Annotated in this window: 11 protein-coding genes; 5 read left to right on the forward strand and 6 right to left on the reverse strand. The window is 65.7% G+C overall.

Translation table 11 applies throughout. The annotated features are described in order from the left end of the window. Position 1: 1 nt before the first annotated feature. The 4 genes from ASE00_RS00255 to pedF all read right to left on the reverse strand — a co-directional run bounded on the left by ASE00_RS00255 (position 2) and on the right by pedF (position 3909). A complete protein-coding gene (locus ASE00_RS00255) occupies positions 2-778 on the reverse strand; it encodes a response regulator (protein ID WP_056376781.1) in 777 nt (258 codons plus the stop codon). Positions 779-791: 13 nt separating this feature from the next. Next, on the reverse strand, positions 792-2534 hold the full coding sequence (locus ASE00_RS00260; protein ID WP_056376783.1) for a methanol/ethanol family PQQ-dependent dehydrogenase: 1743 nt from the start codon (positions 2532-2534) through the stop codon (positions 792-794). Positions 2535-2626: 92 nt separating this feature from the next. Beyond that, a complete protein-coding gene (locus tag ASE00_RS00265; protein ID WP_056376785.1) occupies positions 2627-3487 on the reverse strand; it encodes a substrate-binding periplasmic protein in 861 nt (286 codons plus the stop codon). Further along, positions 3484-3909, reverse strand: coding sequence for a cytochrome c-550 PedF (gene pedF / locus ASE00_RS00270; protein ID WP_056376787.1), 426 nt, complete (start codon positions 3907-3909; stop codon positions 3484-3486). The genes ASE00_RS00265 and pedF overlap by 4 nt, the downstream gene beginning before the upstream one ends. A 145-nt stretch (positions 3910-4054) precedes the next feature. Here pedF and ASE00_RS00275 point away from each other — a divergent pair, with 145 nt between their 5' ends. The 5 genes from ASE00_RS00275 (at position 4055) to ASE00_RS00295 (ending at position 12906) form a co-directional block, all read left to right on the forward strand. After that, the gene (locus ASE00_RS00275; protein WP_056376789.1) at positions 4055-5011 is read left to right on the forward strand and encodes a PQQ-dependent catabolism-associated beta-propeller protein; all 957 of its coding nucleotides are present in this window, start codon (positions 4055-4057) and stop codon (positions 5009-5011) included. Positions 5012-5126: 115 nt separating this feature from the next. Beyond that, positions 5127-6503, forward strand: coding sequence for a hypothetical protein (locus tag ASE00_RS00280; RefSeq protein ID WP_056376791.1), 1377 nt, complete (start codon positions 5127-5129; stop codon positions 6501-6503). A gap of 91 nt (positions 6504-6594) precedes the next feature. Beyond that, complete coding sequence (locus tag ASE00_RS00285; RefSeq protein WP_156405211.1) at positions 6595-8589, forward strand: TonB-dependent receptor; 1995 nt, start codon at positions 6595-6597, stop codon at positions 8587-8589. 8 nt (positions 8590-8597) lie between these two features. Next, entirely contained in the window at positions 8598-10553 is a 1956-nt protein-coding gene (acs, locus tag ASE00_RS00290; RefSeq protein WP_056376793.1) for an acetate--CoA ligase, read from the forward strand. 49 nt (positions 10554-10602) lie between these two features. Next, entirely contained in the window at positions 10603-12906 is a 2304-nt protein-coding gene (locus tag ASE00_RS00295; RefSeq protein ID WP_082594342.1) for a TonB-dependent receptor domain-containing protein, read from the forward strand. Here ASE00_RS00295 and ASE00_RS00300 read toward each other — a convergent pair. Then, positions 12903-13856, reverse strand: coding sequence for a quinoprotein relay system zinc metallohydrolase 1 (locus ASE00_RS00300; RefSeq protein WP_056376795.1), 954 nt, complete (start codon positions 13854-13856; stop codon positions 12903-12905). The genes ASE00_RS00295 and ASE00_RS00300 overlap by 4 nt on opposite strands. Beyond that, positions 13853-14641 carry a quinoprotein dehydrogenase-associated SoxYZ-like carrier gene (locus ASE00_RS00305; RefSeq protein ID WP_414819834.1) on the reverse strand — a complete coding sequence of 263 codons (789 nt, stop codon included), beginning with the start codon at positions 14639-14641 and terminating at the stop codon, positions 13853-13855. The genes ASE00_RS00300 and ASE00_RS00305 overlap by 4 nt, the downstream gene beginning before the upstream one ends. Between the last annotated feature and the right edge of the window lie 57 nt (positions 14642-14698).

Below are 14698 nucleotides of genomic sequence, written 5' to 3' on the forward strand. Positions count from 1 at the left end.
GTCAGAATTCCTCGCCGGTGAAGTGCACCCGGTTGGCCTTGATCACCGCCTGGGTGCGGCTGAACACGCCCATCTTCTGCAGGATCGCGGAGACATGCGCCTTGACGGTGGTCATCGAGACGCCGAGATCGTGCGCGATCTGCTTGTTGAGGCGGCCGTTGACCAGCTGGACCAGCACGGTCTTCTGCTGTGGCGTCAGGCTTTCGATGCGCTGCAATATGTCCGCTTCCTCCGAGGCGATTTCGGCGGGTTCGCCGATCGCGGCGGGGAGATATATCTCGCCGGAGACGATGCGGTGCAGCGCATCGACGATCAGGCTGCGCTTCAGCGACTTCGGAATGAAGCCCGCGGCGCCGGCGCTCAGCGCCTCCTGGATGATCGCGCGGTCGAAAGCACCCGAGACCATGACGACCGGCAGGATAGGATAGCGCGACCGGATCAGGCGGAGACCGTCGAGCCGCCTCACGTCGGGAATGTTGAGATCGAGCAGGATCAGGTCGAAGTTGCTCTGTTTCTCCAGGGTGGCGAGCGCCTCGTCCATCGATGCCGCCTCGAAAATCTCGCAGGCGTCGAACGATACCGCGATCACGCTGCGCAGGCCGTCGCGGACCAGCGGGTGATCGTCGATGATCAATATCCGTTCCATTGTCGCTTCGGCGACCATGTCGTCCTGCATAGGCCTACCCTGTAATCGATGATCCGACATAATCGGGGGCGCGGCAAGCCGCTCTCCTGCTCCCGGCTGATGGCCGGGCCCGCCGCGCCCCCAATGGATCATCGTTCCGCGCTCCTCACTTGGGCAGCTTGAACACCCAGAGCGAGCCGCCCTGATTGATGTCCTTGAAGGATTTCGCGACTTCGCCGCCCCACAGCGGCACCGCGCCGCCCCAGCCCGACATGACCGCGACATATTGCTCGCCGTCCTGCTCCCAGGTGACGGGGGAGCCGACCACGCCCGAGCCCGTCTGGAACTTCCACAGCTCCTGACCGGTCTTGGCGTCGAAAGCCTTCAGATAGCCCTCGGGCGTGCCGGTGAAGACGAGGTTGCCCGCGGTCGTGAGGACGCCGCCCCACAGCGGAGCCTTGTTCTTATACTCCCACACGATCTTGCCGGTCTTCGGGTCCATCGCCCGCAGCGCGCCGATATGGTCCTCGGCGATCGGCTTGATCGTGAAGCCGGCGCCCAGATAGGCGGCGCCCTTCTTATAGGCGATCGGCTCGTTCCAGATATCCATGCCCCAGTCGTTGGAGGGGATGTAGAACAGGCCAGTGTCCTGGCTGTAGGCCATCGGCATCCAGTTCTTGCCGCCCAGGAAGCTCGGCGATGCGAAAACGGAGCTGCCCTTTTCGGCGGTCGGCGCGCCGGGGCGGTTGGCGTCGATATAATTTGGCCGGCCGGTCTTGGCGTTGAAGCCGTTGGCCCAGGTCGTCTGCATGACGAACTTGTGCGCGCCGATGAACTTGCCGTTGGTGCGGTCGAGCACGAAGAAATAGCCATTGCGATCGGCCTTTGCGCCGAGCTTCATCGGCTTGCCGTTCATCACTGCATCGAACGGAATGAACTCGTTGACGCCGTCAAAGTCCCAGCCATCGTGCGGCGTGGTCTGGAAATGCCACTTGATGACGCCCGTATCGGGATCGATCGCCAGCGTGGAGGACGTGTAGAGGTTGTCGCCCGGACGCAGATGGCTGTTCCAAGGCGCCGGGTTGCCGGTGCCGAAATAGAGCAGGTTGGTTTCCGGGTCATAGGTGCCGCCAAGCCACGTCGCGCCGCCGCCGGTCTTCCACAGGTCCCCCTGCCAGCTCGCATTGGTCTTGCCGGTGATGCCATTGTCCTTGCCGTTGAGCGAGCCCATGTGGCCCTCGATCGTCGGACGCCGCCAGACCAGTTCGCCGGTTTCGACGTCGCGGGCTTCGACAGCCCCGACGATGCCGAACTCACCACCCGAATTGCCGTAGATCACCTTGCCCTTCACGATGATCGGAGCTGCGGTGGCGCTGTAGCCGGCCTGATAGTCGGCGACCTTCTTGTTCCAGATGACCTTGCCGGTCTCGCGGTTCAACGCGACCAGATGGGCGTCGAGCGTCGCAAAGATGATCTTGTCGCCATAGATCGCGGCGCCGCGATTGACGACATCGCAGCACGGCATGATCCCTTCGGGAAGGCGCGCATCATATTGCCATTTTTCTTCCCCGGTGCGGGCATCGAATGCAAAGACGCGCGAGTAGCTGCCTGTGACGTAGATGGTGCCGTCATAGACGATCGGCTGCGCTTCCTGGCCGCGCTGCTTCTCCCCGCCGAGCGACGCGGAAAAGGCGGGGACCAGCCGGCTCACAGTGTCGCTGTTGATCGCCTTGAGCGGGCTGAACCGCTGTGCGCGCGGGCCCATGCCATAGGTCAGCACATCACCGGTCGAAGCCGCATCGTTGATCAGATCGGCGTCGGTGGGGCCGTTCGCCTGTAACGGTGCGGTCGCGGCCATCAGCGCCAGGGCGGCTGCTCCGGCCAGGGTTCGCATCATGGAAGCCTTCATATTATCCTCCCTATTCAGGACGCCCGGACCGGCATCCTCGATCGAAAGCCTATTGGGATCGGCCCGGGCGGCAATTGGACCTTGGGTCGCCCTCAGCCGGTCAACGCGAGCGCCGGGGCGTAGCCGACGCCGTGATCGGCGAAGATGGTCTTCAATTCTCCCGAGGACGCCATCTTCGCCATGATGTCCTCAACCGCGTCGCCGAGCGTCCGGCTGTTCTCCTTGACCGCAATGGCGATGTCCCAGCCGGGCGAGGTGAAGGCGGGCAGGGGCGTGCTGCGGCGCCCGAGCGGATGGCCGGCGCGGTGCACCCCTGCCTCGATCTGGGCACGGCTCGCCAGCACGGCGTCGGCTCTGCCGTCGATGGCTGCCGACACGGCTTCGGCGCCCGAAAGATAGTGGACGACGTCCTTGGACAATATGCCGCCAAACGCGCCGAGAAGGTAGAAATCGGGAATGCTGTCCAGTTCCGCCGCCAGCTTTCGACCGCGCCATTGGGTCGGCGGCGCCTCGCAGTCCAGCGCGCCGGAGGCGCACGCGAACTGAAAGCTTTCCCGATAATAGGGCGCGACGATCGCGACCTGATCGTTACGCGACGCGAAAGTCCGATCGAAGGGTATGTGGAGCATCATGTCGGCCAGCATGAAGCCCAGCAGACCGCCTTTCCATACCGCATTGCGCAGGTCGTCTTCGACGCCTTCGTCCGCGGTGATTTCGGCCAGGTCGACGCGGACGCCCAGCTTCGCCGCAATGGCGCGCGCGATATCGGCATCGATGCCCACGACCTTGCCGTCCTGCGTCGAGGACCAGGGCGCGTTATCCCGATAGACCGCGACGCGAAGCACGCCGAGCGCCTTCACCTTCGCCAGGGGCGCGGCGGCCATCCTTTCGGGAAGCAGCGCGGCGATGGCCGTACAGCCTGCGCCGACCAGCAGCGAGCGGCGGCTGATCATCCTTCGTGCTTGGTTTCGAGCCACGCGCGGATCGCCCAGCCGGCTTTCTGGCCCAGAACCTCACCGAAGGGCGGCATATAGACCTTGCCGTCATGGGCCGAGCCATGCTGGAAGCGCTGGATGAACCATTGGTCGCCGCTTTCGCCTAGTTCGAGATAGCGAAGGTCGGGTGCGATCCCGCCCGATTCCGCATCGAGGCCATGGCACCGGGCGCAATTCTGGCCGTAGGCCGACTGGCCGATCGCGATCGCCTTCGGGTTGCCGCTATAGGGATTCTTCTCCAGCCATTCGGCGCCGATCTCCGGCAGGGCGCTTGTGTCCACCGCCTGCGGCGTGACGTTGCCGTGCGCCAGTAGCGTTGTCGCCATGGCCGCCATCATCAATGCCGCCGAACCGGATAGCGCTATTCTCGCGAAATTCATGATCCATCCTCGCCTGTCGGCCCTCTGCCGCTTATCCTGTGGATGGTAGGCCTATCGGGCGCGCCGCCCCATTGGCCATTGGTATAATCCCTATTCTGAGGGCGGCCGATTAGACCTTAGGCTGACAAGGATCGGAGAGGCCGTCATGAAATGGATCGCGCTGAACATGCTGGCACTGGCCGCCTCGCCGTCGGTGGCGGAGACGCTGTACGTCTCCAATGAAAGGGGCAACAGCATCAGCGTGATCGACGCGGGGGCGAGGCGCACCGTCGCGACCTGGCCTGTCGGCGGGCGGCCGCGCGGCATCACCATCTCGCGAGACGGGCGCTTCATCTATCTGTGTGCCAGCGCCGACCATATGGTGCAGGTGATCGATCGCCTGACTGGCAAGGTGGTGGCCGAATTGCCTTCGGGTCAGGATCCCGAGCAATTCTCCCTGTCACGCGACGGCGCCACCCTTTTCATCGCCAACGAAGATGACGCCGCGCTGACGGCAGTCGATATCGCTGCGCGCAAGGTGGCTTTCCAGGTCGATGTCGGGGGCGAGCCGGAGGGCGTCGCGCAAAGCCCCGACGGAAAATGGGTGGCGGTCACCTCCGAAGAGGACAATGTCGTCAACTGGATCGATGTCGCGAGCAGGACGATGGTCGGCGCGATGGACGTCGATCTGCGTCCCCGGCATGTCGAGTTCACCGCCGACGGCCGCGAATTGTGGATAGCCGCCGAAAGCGGAGGGACCGTCCAGATCGCCGACGTTTCGAGCCGCAAGGTGATCGACACGCTGCACTTCGCCATTCCCGGCATTCCCAGCTTCCGCATTCTGCCCTGCGGTATCCGCTTCACGCCGGACGGCAAGACCGCCGTCGTCGCGCTCGGCCGCGCGGACCATGTCGCGCTGGTCGATGTCGCCACTCGCAAGGTGCGCGCTTATGTGCCGGTGGGCCGCCGGGTCTGGCACGTGGCGATCAGCGCCGATGGCAGCCGCGCCTATTCGGCCAATGGCCTTTCGGACAATGTGTCGGTGATCGACCTTGCGACCGCCACGGTCATCGCCACGGTGCCGGCGGGGGAGAGCCCCTGGGGAATCGCGGTCGCGCCCTGACCGGCCGGCATCGCTCCGACCCAAAGGACGAGAACCAAAGTCCAATTTCGGCAGGGCTGCCTACGCCCGATTGTCCTCCCGCCGGCGATGACCGGCGCAACAATGGGAGGATGACATGGTAGGCAAGATGCTCCTGCGCGGTGTCGGCGCGGCTTTGCTGCTCGCGACGACCGCCAGCCCGGCGATGGCCGGCACCACGGGCGAACTGCTCAAGCGGCTTCACGAAAAGGGGATTCTGACCGACGACGAGTATCAGCAGCTGCTGAAGGGCGACGAGGCCGCCGCGGCGCCCGCGGCGGGCCCCTCCTGGGTAGACGACAAGTCGATCGTGCGGGTCAACGGCAGCGGGCTAGGCCTCAAGGTCGGCGATATCGCCCTGAAGATATCGGGTTCGGTCAACGGCTTCTATGTCCACGACAATGGCGACAAGCCTGGTGCCACGAAGACGGTGGCCGGCGGAGTCGCTACGGTCGGCTCCAGCAGTTCGGCGGTCCGCAACGGTCTGCTTCCGGGCTTCCTGAAGGTGGAAGCAAGCACCACCATGGACGGCTGGGACGTCGGCGCGCATTTCGGCATGTATCCGGGCATCAACTCGGTCAGCTATGCTGGCGGCGGCGCGAACAGCGGCGGCAATCCGCGCGCGTTGCAGACCAGCGGCATCGATTTCCGCCAGACCTACCTGACCTTTGGCCGGGCCGGCTTCGGCGAGGTGAAGATCGGCCGCGACATCGGCCTGTTCGCGTCCGAACAGATCCTCAACGACATCACCCTGCTCTCGTCCGGTACGCCGGCGGGCAACGTCGCTCCGTCCAATACGACGCTCGGGCGGATCGGAACCGGCTACATCTATACCGATTTCCAGCCCCAGATCACCTATACCACGCCCGCCTTCGCCGGGTTCCAAGCCAGCGTCGGCATCTTCGAGCCGCTCAGCTCGCTGACCGGTCCCGCCGAGGCGAACAAGGAGCCGGGGATCCAGGCGAAGATCGTCTATGACGGCAAGCTGGGCGGCGTCGCGACGCGGCTGTGGCTGGCTGGCATCAGCCAGAAGCACAATGTCATCGCAGGGCCGGACTATACCGGCCGGGGTTTTGATACCGGCGCGAAGATCACGGTCGGTCCGATCACCGTGGTCGGCACCTATTATGATGGCTCGGGCCTTGGCACGACCGCGCTCAACCTGTTCGACACCGATGGGCTGGGCAACAAGCGCGACAGCCACGGCTTCTACCTTCAGGGGCTGGCCGGCCTGGGCAAGTTTTCGGTCGGCGCGAGCTATGGCGAGAGCAATCTCGACTATGCGAATGCGGCGGACCAGCTCGCCAATCCGGTACTCGTCAAGAAGAACAGCAGCTGGGTGGGCCAGCTGCGCTATGGCCTGAACGGCTGGGTGACGCTGATCACCGAATATGTTCACACCACGTCGAAGGCGCACAACGGCAACAAGGCGTCGTCGGACGCCCTGGCCAGCGGCGCGATCCTGTTCTTCTGACCTAAGGACCAATGTCCGGTGAGGGAGGCGGTGTCCTATCCGGGATGCCGCCTCCCGCCGGTTCGGGCGGGAGCAGGGGGAGGGCGAGTTCATGCGTATGATATGTTTCTTGCCGCTGCTGGCGCTGGCGCAGCCGATGGCGGCCCGCGCCGAAGAGGAGGGCGGCGAGATCATCGTCCAGGGCGAAGGCCTGCCGCTGCCGCCGGGGACGCCCGCTTACGGTTCCGTGGTCATCGATCGGGACCGCCTTGCCGCCAGTGCGTCGGGACGTATCGAATCCCTGTTGTCCGACGTCGCCGGCTTTCAGCAATTTCGTCGCTCGGACAGCCGTTCCGCCAATCCTTCGGCGCAGGGGGCGACCCTGCGCGCATTGGGCGGCAACGCTTCGAGCCGTACGCTCGTCCTGCTCGATGGGGTGCCGATGAGCGATCCGTTTTTCGGCTATATTCCCTTCAGCGCCCTGACGCCTGACCGGCTGGCGCTGGTCCGTGTGACCCGGGGCGGCGGCGCCGGAGCCTTTGGTGCGGGCGCGGTGGCCGGCACGATCGAACTGGCCAGCGCCGGACGGGCGGACTTGCCTTCGATCAATGGGTCCGCATTCTACGGCAGCAGGGACGCGACCGAGTTGTCCGGCAACGCCGCTGCCGACCTGGGCGGTGGGTTCGTCACCTTGTCGGGCCGCTGGGATCGTGGCGACGGCTTTCAGACGACTCCCGCGGTGCAGCGCACCGCCGCCACGGTGCCCGCACGCTATGATGGCTGGTCGACCTCGCTCCGGGCAGTTGCGCCGTTGTCCGGCAGCGCCGAAATCCAGGTCCGCGGATTGCTGTTCCGTGATGACCGCACATTGCGTTTCCGGGGTGCCGACAACCATAGCGAAGGGCAGGACGCCAGCATCCGCCTGGTGTCGCGCGGGATATGGCAGGTCGACGCTCTCGCCTATCTCCAGCTGCGCAATTTCTCCAACGTCGTGATCAGTTCATCGACATTTCGCCGCTCGCTCGATCAGCGCAATACGCCTTCGACCGGTCTGGGCGGCAAGCTCGAACTGCGGCCACCGCTTGGGGATACGCATCTGTTGCGCTTTGGCGGCGATGTTCGCCGCGCTTCGGGCGACATGTTCGAAGATGCCTATAATGCAGCGACCGGCGTCGTCACCGCGCGGCGTCACGCCGGCGGCCGCCAGACGACAGCTGGATTTTTCGCCGAGGATGACTGGACGATCGGACGACTGGTGCTGACCGGTGGCGCGCGCGCCGACCATTGGTCCATTGCACCCGGCTTCTTTCGTGCGCAGGGCGCGACCGCCGCCACGACGATCGACAATCGTTTCGCAGGACGCAGCGGCTGGGAGGGTTCGTTCCGAGCGGGCGCGCTGCTGCGCCTTTCGGATGCAGCGGCATTGCGCGCGGCCGGCTATACCGGGTTCCGCCTGCCGACGCTCAACGAGCTCTATCGGCCCTTCGCGGTCTTTCCCGTGACGACCCAGGCCAATGCGGCGCTAGCGCCCGAAAAGCTCAAAGGCGTGGAGGCCGGGATCGATCTGGCGGTTTTGCCGCAGGCGAAGCTGGGCGCCACCTTTTTCTATAATCGGCTGGGCGACGCCATTGCCAATGTCACGATCGGGCCCAATCTGCGTCAGCGTCGCAACGTTCGCGCAATCACCGCCAAGGGCGTCGAGCTGACCGGCTCCTGGCGGTCGGGCGATGTTTCGATCAACGCATCCTATGCGTACAGCCACGCCACCGTCGACGCGCCGGGAGAGGCATTTGACGGCTTCGTCCCCGCGCAGAGCCCGCGGCATGCCGCCAGCGTGACCGTCGCCTGGGAACCGCGGCAGGGGCCGGCTTTCTCGGCGACGGCGCGATATGTGTCCCGCCAATATGAGGACGACCTCCAGACCGATGCGCTGCGTCCTGCGCTGACGATCGATGCTGTCGCCAGATTGCCGCTGGGCGCCGGCTTCAGCCTCGTCGCACGGGGCGAGAACCTCTTCGACGAGACCGTCGTCACGCGCAACGCCGGGGGCTCGATGGACCTCGGGACGCCACGGACGCTGTGGTTGGGCGTCAAATTCGAACGATAGGAGCACGCATGGCCGACGATCTATATCCCGTTCCCCATGATTGGGCCGTGCGCAGCCGGATGAACGCGTCGATCCGCGCGGCTGACCACGCGAGTTCGCTGGCCCCGGGCGACGCCTATTGGCTGGAACGCGCCGCCAGGCTCGATTGGTCGAAAGCACCGGCCAAGGCCGACGAGAGCAGCTTCCACGAAACAGATTTTCAGGTGCGGTGGTTTGCCGATGGAGAGCTCAATGCCTCCTATAATTGCATCGACCGGCACCTTGACGCGCATGCCGACGATATTGCGATTATCTGGGAGCCGGACGATCCCGCCGAACGGCCGCGCCGCTTCACATACGGCCAGCTCTATGAGGAAGTGTGCCGTTTCGCCAATGTGCTGAAGAGCCAGGGCGTCCGGCGCGGCGATCGTGTCACCATCTACCTGCCGATGATCCCCGAAGCGGCGTTCGCGCTGCTCGCCTGCGCACGAATCGGCGCGATTCATTCGGTGGTGTTCGGGGGCTTCTCGCCCGACGCGCTGGCCGGGCGGATCCAGGATTGCGACAGCAGCATCGTCATCACCGCCGACCATGGCCGGCGCGGCGGCAAGACGGTGCCTCTCAAGGCGAATGTCGACGAGGCGCTGAAGCACTGCAGCAGCGTCGAAGCCGTCATCGTCATCAGGGCGACCGGTGGCGCAACCGATATGGTGCCGGGACGCGATGTCTGGATGCATGAGGCCGCGCGGCATGTTGCGGCCGATTGCAAGCCCGAGCCGATGAACGCGGAGGACCCGCTGTTCATCCTCTACACCAGCGGATCGACGGGCAAGCCCAAGGGCGTCGTCCATAGCACCGGTGGTTATCTGTTGTGGGCAAGTCTCACGCACGAGCTTTGCTTCGACTATCGGCCTGGCGAGGTCTTCTGGTGCTCGGCCGACATCGGTTGGGTGACCGGGCACAGCTATATCGTCTATGGGCCGCTGGCGAATGGCGCGACGACCTTGATGTTCGAAGGCGTGCCGAACTGGCCCAGCCCCGGCCGGATGTGGGAGGTGGTGGACCGGCACGACGTCCATACGCTGTTCACCGCGCCGACCGCGCTGCGCGCGCTGATGAAAGAGGGGGACGGCTTCGTCACCGCGACCTCGCGCAAATCCCTCCGGCTGCTCGGAACGGTCGGCGAGCCGATCAACCCCGAAGCGTGGCGCTGGTATCATGAGGTGGTCGGCGAAGGGCGCTGCCCGATCATCGACACATGGTGGCAGACCGAGACCGGCGCGGCGATGATCGCCCCGCTGCCGGGCGCGACGGCGCTCAAGCCGGGGAGCGCCACCTTGCCCATGCCGGGCGTATCGCCCGAGATCGTCGACACGGAAGGGCACAGGATCGATGGGCCAGGGGAAGGCAACCTCTGCATCACCCAGAGCTGGCCGGGGCAGATGCGCACCGTCTGGGGCGATCATGAACGCTTCTTCCAGACCTATTTCAGCACCTATCCCGGCAAGTACTTCACCGGCGACGGCTGCCGCCGCGACGAGGACGGCTATTACTGGATCACCGGCCGGGTCGACGACGTGATCAACGTCTCGGGCCACCGCATGGGCACCGCCGAAGTGGAGAGCGCGCTCGTCCTCCACGCCAAGGTGGCCGAGGCGGCGGTCGTCGGCTTCCCGCACGACATCAAGGGCCAGGGCATCTACGCATACGTCACGCTGAACGCGGGCGAGGAACAGAGCGAGGACCTGCGCAAGGAGCTGCGCGACTGGGTGCGCACCGAGATCGGCCCGATCGCGACCCCCGACGCGATCCAGTTCGCCCCCGGCCTGCCCAAGACCCGCAGCGGCAAGATCATGCGCCGCATCCTGCGCAAGATCGCCGAAGGCGACGTCTCCTCGCTGGGCGACACCTCCACCCTCGCCGACCCGTCAGTGGTCGACGATCTGGTCGAGCATCGTTTCGAGGCGGACCGACCGAAGGTATAATAGAGACCGGAGCGTCCCGCGCCCCATATGGCCGAAGACCAAAAGGAGCATGAGGGTGAGGGGCAGTCGGACGATCTGGTTCGCGGCCATAGCGTCGTTGCCGTCGTTGCCGGCCATCGCTGCAGAGATTGTGGACAGCGCCCAGCCGATCATCGTCACCGCGCCCGGCGGCGGCATCGACCTCGATGACGGGCTGAGCTTGTCGGGTGCGGCCATCGCCCGCAGCGGACGTCCGGACCTGCTAGGCGCGCTGACCCGTGAGATTGCGGGTATCAGCCTGCAGGATGCCCAGAATAATCCCTGGCAGCCCAATCTCGTCTATCGCGGTTTCACGGCGTCGCCGTTGCAGGGGCAAGGGCAGGGGCTGGCGGTTTATCTCGATGGCGCGCGGTTCAATCAGCCGTTCGGCGATACCGTCCAGTTCGACCTGATCCCTGAAGCAGCTCTCCGCGACGTATCGGTGCTCGACAGCAGCCCGGTTTACGGACTCAACGCGCTGGGCGGCGCGATCCTGCTCGAGACCAAGACCGGCGCACGCGATCCGGGGCTGGACGCCAGCGTGACCGGCGGCCGCTTCGGCTATGGGGAAGCCAGCCTGTCGGGCGGCATCCAGCGCGGCGAGTTCAGCGCTTTCGGGGCTTTGCAATATAGCCGCGAAAGGGGGTGGCGCGATCACAGCCCCTCCCGGCTCTATAACGGCTACGCCGATATCGGCCTCGACCGCGATGGCGGCGGGCTGCACCTGAAGCTGGTCGGCGCGGACACCGATCTCACGGGCAACGGCGTCGCGCCGGTCGAATTGCTTGCCGCGGATCGCCGGGCGGTATTCACCTGGCCTGACAACAGCCGCAGTCGTTATGGCCGTATCAGTCTCCACCCTTGGCTGGCGCTGTCAGGCCATATGCGTGTGGAGGGAACCGCCTATGTGCAGCGGCTCCGGTTGCGCACCGTCAACGGCGACGCCGCAGACATTAAAGGCTGCGACGCCGATCCCGGCTTGCTGTGTCTCGAAGCATCCGGCGAGGGCGATGGTGCGGAGGCGCGGCTGATCGGAGCGGGCGGCGCGCCGGTCGCGGACCTCCTCGGCGGCGAAGGCTATGGCGTACTCAACCGCGGGCGCACCGGCAGCGATGCAGCGGGTGCGCTGTTCCAGATCATCGACGAACGGCCGCTGGCCTCTGGCGATAATCACCTTTCGGTCGGGTTGAGCTATGACTCCAGCCGCACGCGCTTCCGCGCCTCGACCGAACTGGGGGCGTTGACCGAAGACCGGAGCGTGACTGGGCTCGGCAAGATCATCGCCCAGCCGGATGGCGCGATCGCGCCGATCAGCCTTATCGCCCATGCGCGCTATTGGGGCGTCTTCGCGCAGGAGAAATTGCCCATCCTGCCCGGGCTCTCGGCTGAAATCGGCATGCGCTACAACCATGCGCGGATCAGGCTGGCGGACCAGATCGGCACCGCACTGAACGGGCGACACGCTTATAGCCGCGTCAATCCGGGAATCGAGATCGACTGGCGGCTGCAACCGGGCCTAACGTTGCGCGCCGGCTATGCCGAAAGCAACCGTGCGCCGACGCCTGCCGAACTGTCCTGCGCCGACCCCGCCGCGCCGTGCACCCTATCCAATTTCTTCGTCGCCGATCCGCCGCTGCAGCAGGTGGTGGCGCGCGGCTGGGAGGCCGGAGCAAATGGCACCGGTCATGTCGGCACCGTGCAGCTGGAATGGCTGCTGTCGGCCTATCGCACGACCAATCATCGCGACATCCAATATATCGCCTCTGGCATTCGCGGCCGCGCCTATTTCCAGAATGTCGGCGACACCCGCCGTCAGGGCATCGAGGCGACGTTGAAGGCCAGGCATGGCGGCTTCGCAGCGACACTTGGCTATGCCTTCACCGACGCGCGTTATCGTGACGGACTGATCCTCTCCAGCCCCGTCAATCCGGCGGCAAATGACGACGGGACCATCACGGTGGCGCGCGGCGATCGACTGCCGGGCATTCCGCGCCACAGTTTGACCCTCTCAGCGGATTATGCCGGACGGGGCTGGGCGTTGGGCGGGGATGTGCTGTTGCGGTCCGGCCAATATCTCGTCGGCGACGAAGGCAACGACAACGCCCCCATGAAGGGCTATGCTATCGTCAACCTGCATGGAAGCGTCGATCTGATGCCGGGCGTCGCGCTTTTTGCCGAGGTCAGCAACCTGCTCGACCGCAAATATGCCACCTTCGGGACCTTTTCCGATATCGGCGACATCGAACTCGATGAGGCTCCCGGCGCTTCGAACCCGCGCGCTTATGGGCCGGGCGCGCCACGCCGCTGGTATATGGGTATGCGGATGAGCTTCTAGTCGGCGGGTTCGTCGATGCGGGGCAGCAGCCGCGCCTCGATCGCCGGATAGAGATGCGAAACGCTGCGCTGCAGTTCGTAGCGCGCGGCGGCCATGCCCGCGAACCGGTCCGGGATCGGCACCTCGCCGGCTTCGACCATGTCGAGGCCCGACCGGACGGCGTCGATGAGCGTCGCTTCGAGCCAGTCGATCCAGTCGCGCGTCTGTGTGATCGCTGCGCGGCCACCGGGATCGAACGGACCATGGCCCGGGATCGCGCCCTTATGATCGAGGGCGGCAAGCCGGTCGAGGCTGATGCGCCACGCTGCCAGATCGGCGGTGGGCGTGCTGGGCGCGCGATCGTGGAACAGCAGATCGCCCCCGATCAGCAGGCCGGTGCATTCGTCGAGCAGGGCCAGGTCAGCGGAGCTATGACCGGACAGCGCGAGCAGCCGCAGCGCCCGTCCGCCGAAATCTTCCCGGTCGCTGGTGATCGGCCGGGCGGGAAGCACGATATCGGTGCCGCGCATCCAGTCGTTCAGCATGCGGTACATCGCGTCCGAAAAGCCCTGGCCGTCCCGCGCGATAGCCGCAATGGTGCCGGGCAGCGCCGCCACGATCGCCGGGTCGAATGCGGCGGCGCCCAAGCCGTGATCGGGATGAAGGTGGGTGACGTAGACGCGGATCACCGGCTTGCCGGTGAGCTTTTCCGCAATCGTCCGCAGCGCCTGGGCATAGCGCAGTGATGGGCCGCAATCGCACAGGACCGTACCGGCCGGCGTGGCGATGATCGCGATGTTGGCGATCGCGCCGCCATTGCTCGCCTCGATCGGCGCATCGGCGCCGTGGACCATCCAGATGCCGTCCGCCACGGCCACCGGATCGATCCGATAGGTCGGCCCGGCCGCCCCAGCGGGAAGGGCGATGCTGGCCGCGAGGCCCGCCATGACGTCGCGGCGGCCGACGATCATGGCTTCGCGCCTGTCTGCCTGGCGACGGTCACCGAGGCGCGATATTCGCGCCCGCCCGTGTCGCGCGCGACGATCCGCAACGGTTCGCCGGGGCCGGCCTTCGGCATCATCGTGAATACGGGATCTTCAGCGACGGCCGCCCAAATATCCATGCTGCCGATCGGGCGCCCGCCCTGGCCGGTGACGGTCAGGCTTTCGAGATGATAGCTTGGAATATTGTCCACCAGGCCGGTGTCCATGGGGTGACGAAAGCTGATCCGGAGCCGGCTTGATGTTGGGGTATTCGGCCAGGCTTCCCCACGCATTTCGCCGAGGTGGATGGCCCAGTCCCCCTTCACCCGGCTGACCGGCGGAGCCGAGCAGCCTCCACCAGCGGCGTCGATCCAGCGGCCTCCGACCAGCCATTGGCCATCGGCCAATTGCACCGCCGCGCGTACCGGGGTGCGCTGATCGAGCTTGATCCGGGTGGCGAGATAGGCGGCCGCCGCCGCCGGGCGATAATCGATGGCGATCGGAATGGGATTGAGGTCCGCGATGACCACGATCCGCACCACGTCCGGTATGGCGCGGGCATCGACGGTTACCGGAAAAACACGCTGGTTCTCCGCTATCATCGGCATGCCGACCTGCACGCGCGGGTCGAAACGCACCGGGTCGTTTCCAAACAGCGAGCGGGCATGGGCGACCCACATCGGCGAGGCGAGCGGGTCTACGGGATAGCGGTTCGTGGCCAACGATGCGCTGCTTGCCGCCAGTGCAAGCAGAACCGCCGTCCTGATGGATATCGACACGGCCATCCTCTCCCTTGGTGCAATGGTAAGCCGGACGAAACCCGGCCACCA

This window comes from Sphingomonas sp. Root710 (assembly GCF_001429065.1).
In the GTDB taxonomy this organism is placed as follows: Bacteria; Pseudomonadota; Alphaproteobacteria; order Sphingomonadales; family Sphingomonadaceae; genus Rhizorhabdus.

Bases quoted from the DNA above. Each gene is read 5' to 3' on its own strand.
- ASE00_RS00260 (WP_056376783.1), bottom strand. From the start codon at position 2,534: ATGAAGGCTTCCATGATGCGAACCCTGGCCGGAGCAGCCGCCCTGGCG.
- ASE00_RS00265 (WP_056376785.1), bottom strand. From the start codon at position 3,487: ATGATCAGCCGCCGCTCGCTGCTGGTCGGCGCAGGCTGTACGGCCATC.
- ASE00_RS00255 (WP_056376781.1), bottom strand. From the start codon at position 778: ATGATCCATTGGGGGCGCGGCGGGCCCGGCCATCAGCCGGGAGCAGGA.
- ASE00_RS00285 (WP_156405211.1), top strand. From the start codon at position 6,595: ATGCGTATGATATGTTTCTTGCCGCTGCTGGCGCTGGCGCAGCCGATG.
- ASE00_RS00295 (WP_082594342.1), top strand. From the start codon at position 10,603: ATGAGGGTGAGGGGCAGTCGGACGATCTGGTTCGCGGCCATAGCGTCG.
- pedF (WP_056376787.1), bottom strand. From the start codon at position 3,909: ATGAATTTCGCGAGAATAGCGCTATCCGGTTCGGCGGCATTGATGATG.
- ASE00_RS00300 (WP_056376795.1), bottom strand. From the start codon at position 13,856: ATGATCGTCGGCCGCCGCGACGTCATGGCGGGCCTCGCGGCCAGCATC.
- ASE00_RS00275 (WP_056376789.1), top strand. From the start codon at position 4,055: ATGAAATGGATCGCGCTGAACATGCTGGCACTGGCCGCCTCGCCGTCG.
- acs (WP_056376793.1), top strand. From the start codon at position 8,598: ATGGCCGACGATCTATATCCCGTTCCCCATGATTGGGCCGTGCGCAGC.
- ASE00_RS00280 (WP_056376791.1), top strand. From the start codon at position 5,127: ATGGTAGGCAAGATGCTCCTGCGCGGTGTCGGCGCGGCTTTGCTGCTC.